This window comes from Mycobacterium sp. E1386, assembly GCF_001672745.1.
Taxonomy (GTDB): Bacteria; Actinomycetota; Actinomycetes; order Mycobacteriales; family Mycobacteriaceae; genus Mycobacterium.
In genome coordinates, this window is record NZ_LZKH01000124.1 from 22,099 (window position 1) to 29,414 (window position 7,316).

Here is a 7,316-nt window from a genome sequence, read left to right on the forward strand (position 1 = left end):
CCGGTTGAGTCTTGGGACGAATCGACGAGCTGTGGCGTTATGACGGCCGTAGGGCGGTGGTGACCGGCTGCGCCTCGGGCATCGGCGAACACGTGGTGCGCCAGCTCACGGAGTTGGGGGCCGAAGTCGTCGGGCTGGACAAACGTCCGCCCGCGTTCGGAATCAACGACTTCCACCACGTCGACCTCGCCGATCAAGGATCCATCGACGCTGCGGTCGCCGCCGTCGACGGGCACGTCGATGCGCTCTTCAACGTCGCCGGTGTCTCGTCGGGTATCGGCAACCCGCCACTGGTCGTCACCATCAATTTCCTTGGGCTGCGGCACATCACCGAGGCGCTGATTCCGAAGATGCCGGCGGGGTCGTCCATCGTGAGCGTCTCTTCACTCGCGGCGGCGGCATACCGCGACCATCTCCGGTCGGTGGCGCCGCTACTGAACACCGCGACCATGCGGGAAGGTATCGACTGGTGCCACGCCCACTCCGACGCGCTCGCGGGCGGTGGATATCAGCTGTCCAAGGAAGCGATCATCCTTTACACGATGCGGAGCGCCACCGCCCTTGGCGGACGGGGAATCCGGATCAACTGCACCGGTCCCGGGGTCACCGAAACCCCGATCCTCGACCAGCTTCGGACCGCGTACGGGCAGGCCTTCCTCGACGACATACCCAAACCCCTGGGGCGGGTGTCCGGCCCCGCCGAGCAAGCCTCGGCCCTGGTCTTCCTGAATAGCAATGCCGCCAGCTATATTTCGGGCCAGGTGTTGTGGGTTGACGGCGGGAACGTCGGCGCCGCCATCGCCCGGGAACTCGAGGAGGGAGCGCCGTGGCCAGCGTGACCGACTTCCGCCGCGCCGCCCGCGAAGTCTCCAACTGGGGGCGGTGGGGCGCTGACGACGAGCTGGGTACGTTGAACTTCATCACCGCGGAAAAGGTTGCCCAGGCCGCCGGCCTGGTCCGACGCGGCAAGGTGTTTCCGCTGGGAGTGGATTTCGGCTCCTCAGGCCCGCAGGGCGCCTTCGGGTTCCGTCACAATCCGATACACGTGATGACGGTGGACGGCGGGGACGCCAACTCGCTCCCGCAGTACGGACCGGGCTGGGGACGCAATCCGACGGCGGCGCAGATGGGTCCGTACTTCGTTGACAACCTGTTCCGCTTCAACGACGACATGATCATCATGCCGTTACAGGCCGCCACCCAGTGGGACGCGCTGTCGCACGTGTACTACGAGGACAAGCTCTACAACGGTTTCTCGGCGAGCTCGGTCACCAGCCTGGGGGCCTTTCATCTGGGAATCGAGAAGGTCGACGGCAAAGGCATCACCTCGCGCGGCGTGCTGCTGGACCTGGTCCGCCACCGGGGCGCCGAGGTATTCCTGGAACACGGAAACCCGATCAGCCCCGAGGAATTGGACGACGTCGTGCGCGCGCAACGCGTAACGATCGAACGCGGCGACATTGTGCTCATCCGAACCGGTTGGTGGACAAGGTTTCTCATGACCGGCAACAAGACCGAGCCGTACTCGGGATTGGACTGGCGGTGCGCCTCGTGGCTGCACGATCACGAGGTCGCGGCCGTGGCCTCCGACAACCTGCAGGTCGAAGACCCGGTGTCCGGTGTCGACGGAGTGTTTCTGCCCTTCCACCTGCTGACTCTGCGCGACATGGGAATGATGCTCGGCGAGTACTGGGACCTTGGCGCGCTGGCTGCCGACTGCGCCGAGGACGGGGTGTACGAATTCCAGCTCGTCGCACCGCCCCTGAGATTCGTTGGGGCCGTGGGTTCGCCACTGAATCCAATAGCGATCAAATGATGCGGATCCAGCGCAGGACCACGACGGTCGACGGGCTGGTCACCAGCTATCTGGAGGCGGGCGAGGGCGAACCGGTGGTGTTGCTGCACGGCGGTGAGTTCGGTGCCAGCGCCGAACTCGGCTGGGAACGCAACATCGCCGCACTCGCCGCGCGATACCGAGTACTGGCGCCGGACCAGCTGGGCTTCGGACAGTCGGCGAAGGTCATTGACTTCGTTGACGGACGCGGGATGCGGATCCGGCACGTGGCGCGGTTCTGCGAGCTGCTCGGCATCGACTCGGCGCACTTCGTGGGCAACTCGATGGGCGCCATCAACCTGCTGACCGACGCCACCTCGGACACACCGCTGCTGCCCCTCCGCACCCTGACGATCATCTGCGGGGGCGGCGAAATTCAACAGAATCAGCACTTCGAGGCGCTACAGCAATACGACGCAACGTTGCCGGCCATGCGGCGGATCGTCGAGGCTCTGTTCCACGACCCGAGTTATCCCGCCGACGACGACTACGTGCGGCGCCGCTATGAGTCCAGCACCGCGCCCGGAGCGTGGGAGGCCGTCGCCGCGGCCCGGTTCCGTCGCCCGGGGGCAGCGCCGTCCGCCACGCCCTCGAACGCCCGGCCCTACGAGCGCATCACCGCGCCGACGCTGATCGTCGAGGGCGGAGACGACAAGCTCCTTCCGGCCGGCTGGGCCGCGCAGATCGCCAAGGAGATCGACGGCGCCCGTTCGGTCGTGGTCGACAAGGCCGGCCACTGCCCGCAGATCGAGCAGTCGACCGCGGTGAACCGGCTGCTGCTCGACTTCCTCGCCGCCTGAGGTTAGAAGACGTATTCGAGGCGAGTCTCCATGCCGGCCTCCTGGTGATAGGTGTTGTGGCAGTGCAACTGCCACACACCGGGATTGTCGGCCACCAGCACGGCGAGCAACTTCTGCTTGGGCAGCACCATCAGGGTGTCCTTGCGCGCGCCGGGGCTGCCGTCGGGCTTGATCAGTTGGAAGGTGTGGCCGTGCAGGTGCATCGGGTGATACATCATCGTGGCGTTGTCGAACGTGATGGTGGGCCGTTCCCCCTCCCGGATGTGCAACGGCTCCGTCGCGCTGTAGGGCTTTCCATTGATCGTCCAGCTGTATTGGGTCATGTTGCCGCCCAATACGACCGGTAGGTTGAGGCCGGACTGGGGCCGGCCCAGGTTGACGGGCGTTGTCGCCGTGAACATTTCCACCGTGCCCACCCGTCGGTTGAGTTCGGGCGGCTGAAACCCCGGATCGGGCGCGCTGCCCGCCCCGGTCGACAACAGCGCCCGCGCCACGGCATTCTTTCCTTCCGCGAGCGCGACCAGCGGGAAAACGCCGTCGGCCGCCGTCACGATGACGTCGTAGCGCTCCGCCATGCCGATGAGCAGGGCGTCGACCTGGGCCGGTACCACCGGGTAGCCATCCGTATGGGTGACCGTCATCGAATGGCCGCCCAGCGCCACCCGGAACGTGGTGTCGGAACCGGTATTGATGAAACGGATTCGGATACGCTGGCCGGGCTTCGCGCTGAACGTCATGGGAGCGGCGGGAATTCGGCCGTTGACCAGATAGTAGGGGTAAGCGATGTCCCCGGCGTCGCCGCCGAGCAGATCACTCTTGCCAACGCCCCCGGGTGTCGGGGCGGGCGGACTGCTCGACGTGCTGGGGCTGGTCGACGTCGTCGACGTTTCACTGGTCGACGAGGTCGTCGAGGTTTCACTGGTTGTCGTGGTTGTCGTGGTTGTCGTGGTTGTCGGCGGGGTTGTTGTGGTGGTCTCGGGGGCGCTTGACGGGGCGGGCTTGTTCGGGCTGGTCAGCTCGGTGTAGAGCTGCTGCGGCGACTTTCCGACGCCATCGGTCCAATCATCAAGCACCACAATCCATTCCGCGTCATAGTTGCCCTCGGTTGGATCATCGACGATGACCGGCAGGTATAGGCCCATGTCGGCGTCCAGGCCGGTGTGCGGATGGGCCCAGTAGGTGCCCGAATTCGGGACCGAGAACCGGTAGGTGAAGTCTTGGCCGGCAGGGATGTTCGGGGTGGCGGGGGCGGCGCCGTCCATGTCGTTGCGCAGCGCGATGCCGTGCCAGTGCACCGACGTCGGACGGTCGAGCCGGTTACTCACCGTCACCACTAGCTCGTCGCCGATCCTGGCGCGGATCGGCGAGCCCGGGATGGTGTTGCCGTAGGCCAGGGTACGCACGACCGGTCCACCCAGGTCGACCTGGACCTGCTGGGCGGTCAGGCTGGCGGTGACGGTGCGGCCGCTATGCGGCCGGGCTGCCTCGGCCGCGGCGATGGCAGCCGACATCTGGGCGTTGCCCGATAGCGCGGGCTTGGACTGACTGCACGCCGCCAACGCGAATCCGCCCGCGATGCCGGCGGCCATGAATCCGCGTCTGGTGAGGCGCGATTTGTCGACGGGGGCGCCGGGCGTGGGTAACGCGGGCATTGATCGCTCCTCGTTTTGTCCTCGACTCACCCCATTGTCTTATACCGTGCCGCGGTGTTGGCGGAGCGCAATCGCCAACCCCGAACCCGTGTAGGAATGGCGCCCCCGCTCAGACGGCGGCACCACCGCCGTCGACGTGCAACGTGGAACCGGTGACAAAGCTCGACCGCGGAGAGCTCAAAAAAAGCACCGCCTCGGCGATCTCGGACGCGAACGCGGTGCGTCCGAGCGGCAACGCTCGCCCCAGCTGTTCATTGAGGTCGCCCCATTCCGCAGCGACGCCGGGCGTGCGGGTGGGGCCGGGCGCCACGCTGTTGACCCGCACGCCGGACCCCCCGAACTCAGCGGCCCAGGTGCGGGTGAGTGATTCCAACGCGGCCTTCGAGGCGCTGTAACCCGAGGCTCCAGCGATCCCCTTGAACGCCGCCATGGTGGTGACATTGACGATGCTGCCGCGCCCGCGCTGCAACATCCCCGGAACCAGGCCAGCGACCAGGAAGTAAGCGCCGCGAACGTTGGTGTCGAACATCGTCTCGAAGGACGTCATGCCCTGCTCGACGGTCAAGGCCGACGGGAAGCTGCCGGCGTTGTTGACGATGATGTCGACCTCACCGCACTGCTGCACAAGTGAATCTACGGACTCGGCATCGGCCATGTCGGCCTGGACAAAGCGTGCATTCTCACCAATCGTTGCGACCGCTTGCACACCCCTGGCGTCGTTTCGGCCGGAGATGATGACCCTCGCGCCCTCACTGGCAAGCAACCTTGCGGCTTCAAAGCCGATGCCGGATGTGCCCCCGGTGATCACGGCGCTGTGGTCCAACAGTTCCATCATTGAGATCTCCTACAACCGTTGGGACAGTCGGCCTGCGGATTGGGGATGAGCCGTGCACCGATCTGGGTGATAGATCAACCTGCTTGGTCCCGATCGGGGTGCGCGCCGCACGGGCGCAGCACCATTCGCGCGAAGCAACCGGGTGCCCGCGGCATGTATCGCCGTCGTCGCGCCGGTGCCCCGGTCGGCCAACACGCGGTGGGCTAATGCGCACCGCTGGGCGCCCGAGCGGCCATCCAGTCGCTGAAACGGGTCGGGTAGATCGTCGGATCCTCGCTGTCGAGCGGAACGATGGTGTGTTCGTCGAGCCCGGTGCCGAAGTAGCTGGCCGTGGGGTCTCCCACGACCTGACGCTGGTCGTTGGATGCGGCCAGGGCGGCCCTGATGAATTCGTCCATGCCGCGCTTCTCGGGGCCGGCGATATTGGTGATGCCGTTGGTCGGATCGCCGACTGTCGCCCGGGTAACGGCCGCGGCGACGTCCTTGGCGGCAATGGGCTGGAACGCTGCGACCGGCAGGCGGACCGTGTCACCTTCGGTTGCCGAATCGGCGATGGCCTCGACAAATTCGAAGAACTGAGTCGCCCGCACAATCGAATACGGCTGTCCCGATTCCTCGATCAACTTCTCCTGCGCGACCTTGGCTCGCATGTAGCCACTGTCCGGCGCGCGGTCGGCGCCCACGATCGAGAGTGCGACGTGGTGCTGCGCGCCGGCCTCGCGCTCCGCGGCAAGAAGGTTTTTCGTCGATGTGGTGAAGAAGCGCATCACGGGGTCGTCGTCGAAGGAGGGCGAGTTGGACACGTCGACTACCGCGTCAACACCCGCGACTGCCTCGGCGAGGCCTTCGCCGGTCACACTGTCGACACCCGAGCGCGGCGAGGCCGAGACCGCCTCATGTCCGAGCTCCGTCAGATTGGCGACGACCTGCGAACCGATGAGCCCGCTGCCGCCGATAACCAAGACCTTCATAATCCGCGCCCTCCCGATTTGTGCGATGAACTGACGAATTCAGCATTGCGTCGACGCGGGCCACTCGAACCCTTGGAAGTCCGTAGTCAGTGCGTGGTCGCTCCCCGGAGCTGCCGACGCGAGCTGATCCCGAGCTTGGCGAACACCTTCCGCAGGTGCCACTCAACGGTGTGAGTGCTGATGAAGAGTTGGGCGGCGATCTCGGGATTTGTCATGCCCTCGCCGGCCAGCCGGGCGATCTGCGCTTCCTGAGCCGTCAACTCGCCTCCTGATGCGGCCGACCGTTTGCTCACCTTCTCACCCGTCGCCATAAGCTCCCGGCGGGCGCGCTCGGCGAACCCGTCGGCTCCCATTCGTGCGAACATCTCGTGTGCGGCGTGCAACTCGGCGCGCGCGTCGACACGACGATTGCAACGGCGCAGCCACTCCCCGTAGACCAAGCGAGCTCGGGCGAGATGCACGGTAATCCTGGTGCGCTCAAGCCTCTCGATCGCCTCGCGGTAGTCCGCTTCGGACGCCCGGTCATCGTCCAGCAATGCTCGCGACCGAGCCAACATCCCTGCCGCCCAATCACTTTCGCTGCTGTGCGTGCGGTCGTGGAGCTCTCGCAGGGCGTCTTGCGCCGCGTTGCGCTCACCGCAGCGGACGCCCGCCTCGATCAGTTCGACCAGGCACCAGCCGAATAGGCCCAGATCCTCGTGCTCGCACGCCTGGCGCACGGCCGTAAATGCGTCCCCGTAGCGACCGAGGCCGTTGTACAGCACAGCCGTCGCATATCCGGTCAACCCGATCAACCGCCCCTCGCCCCGGGTCGTCCCGTCTGCAAGCGCAGCCTCCATGAGCTTCAACGCGTCGGCCTCGGCACCACGCCAGGCCGGCAATGTCAGGGAGTGATACTTCATTGGGGCATAGCCTGTTGCCGTGGCAATACCTTCGGCCTCTTCGATAAGCGCTGCGGCCGTAGTGAACTCACCCGCCTGCACGTGTACGCCGGCGCGGTAGGCCAGGGCAAGCGGCAGCACGGCCAGCGCACCCGCGTCCCGGGCCAGTCGGACAGCCTGGGTCGCCAGCTGGTGCCACGCGTCGTCGTCCCAAAGCTCGTGGGCCGCGGATTCCTGGACGATGGGAAAGGCCTGCCAGAACCACCGCATCACGTCAGAACCTCCGCCTTGCGCTTCCGCGCAAATCCGGTCAATTGCCTCGCGGAGCGCTGGAACGCCGGCG

Annotated in this window: 7 protein-coding genes; 3 read left to right on the plus strand and 4 right to left on the minus strand. The window is 66.2% G+C overall.

Going from position 1 to position 7,316, the window contains the following annotated elements; translation table 11 throughout:
• Positions 1 to 11 precede the first annotated feature (11 nt).
• From A5709_RS13490 to A5709_RS13500, 3 genes are read left to right on the plus strand one after another with little or no spacing between them, the layout of a single operon-like run.
• Positions 12 to 839: a coniferyl-alcohol dehydrogenase gene (locus tag A5709_RS13490; protein WP_068120328.1), complete on the plus strand. Its 828-nt coding sequence runs from the start codon at positions 12 to 14 to the stop codon at positions 837 to 839.
• Positions 827 to 1,816 (plus strand): cyclase family protein, encoded by a 990-nt coding sequence (locus tag A5709_RS13495; protein WP_067948537.1) that lies wholly within the window; start codon positions 827 to 829, stop codon positions 1,814 to 1,816. The genes A5709_RS13490 and A5709_RS13495 overlap by 13 nt, the downstream gene beginning before the upstream one ends.
• Positions 1,816 to 2,634, plus strand: coding sequence for an alpha/beta fold hydrolase (locus tag A5709_RS13500; RefSeq protein WP_068120336.1), 819 nt, complete (start codon positions 1,816 to 1,818; stop codon positions 2,632 to 2,634). Before A5709_RS13495 ends, A5709_RS13500 begins: the two co-directional genes overlap by 1 nt.
• Before the next feature lie 2 nt (positions 2,635 to 2,636).
• Here A5709_RS13500 and A5709_RS13505 read toward each other — a convergent pair whose 3' ends face one another.
• The 4 genes from A5709_RS13505 to A5709_RS13520 form a co-directional block, all read right to left on the minus strand.
• Positions 2,637 to 4,286: a multicopper oxidase family protein gene (locus A5709_RS13505; protein ID WP_068120330.1), complete on the minus strand. Its 1,650-nt coding sequence runs from the start codon at positions 4,284 to 4,286 to the stop codon at positions 2,637 to 2,639.
• A gap of 109 nt (positions 4,287 to 4,395) precedes the next feature.
• A complete protein-coding gene (locus tag A5709_RS13510) occupies positions 4,396 to 5,118 on the minus strand; it encodes an SDR family NAD(P)-dependent oxidoreductase (protein WP_068120337.1) in 723 nt (240 codons plus the stop codon).
• A 206-nt stretch (positions 5,119 to 5,324) separates the two neighbouring features.
• The gene (locus A5709_RS13515) at positions 5,325 to 6,092 is read right to left on the minus strand and encodes an SDR family oxidoreductase (protein WP_068120332.1); all 768 of its coding nucleotides are present in this window, start codon (positions 6,090 to 6,092) and stop codon (positions 5,325 to 5,327) included.
• 86 nt (positions 6,093 to 6,178) lie between these two features.
• Positions 6,179 to 7,316, minus strand: a 1,138-nt coding sequence (locus A5709_RS13520; protein WP_231986967.1) for a helix-turn-helix transcriptional regulator, incomplete at its 5' end; no start/stop codon positions are given.

Bases quoted from the DNA above. Each gene is read 5' to 3' on its own strand.
- A5709_RS13500 (WP_068120336.1), top strand. From the start codon at position 1,816: ATGCGGATCCAGCGCAGGACCACGACGGTCGACGGGCTGGTCACCAGC.
- A5709_RS13505 (WP_068120330.1), bottom strand. From the start codon at position 4,286: ATGCCCGCGTTACCCACGCCCGGCGCCCCCGTCGACAAATCGCGCCTC.
- A5709_RS13510 (WP_068120337.1), bottom strand. From the start codon at position 5,118: ATGGAACTGTTGGACCACAGCGCCGTGATCACCGGGGGCACATCCGGC.
- A5709_RS13515 (WP_068120332.1), bottom strand. From the start codon at position 6,092: ATGAAGGTCTTGGTTATCGGCGGCAGCGGGCTCATCGGTTCGCAGGTC.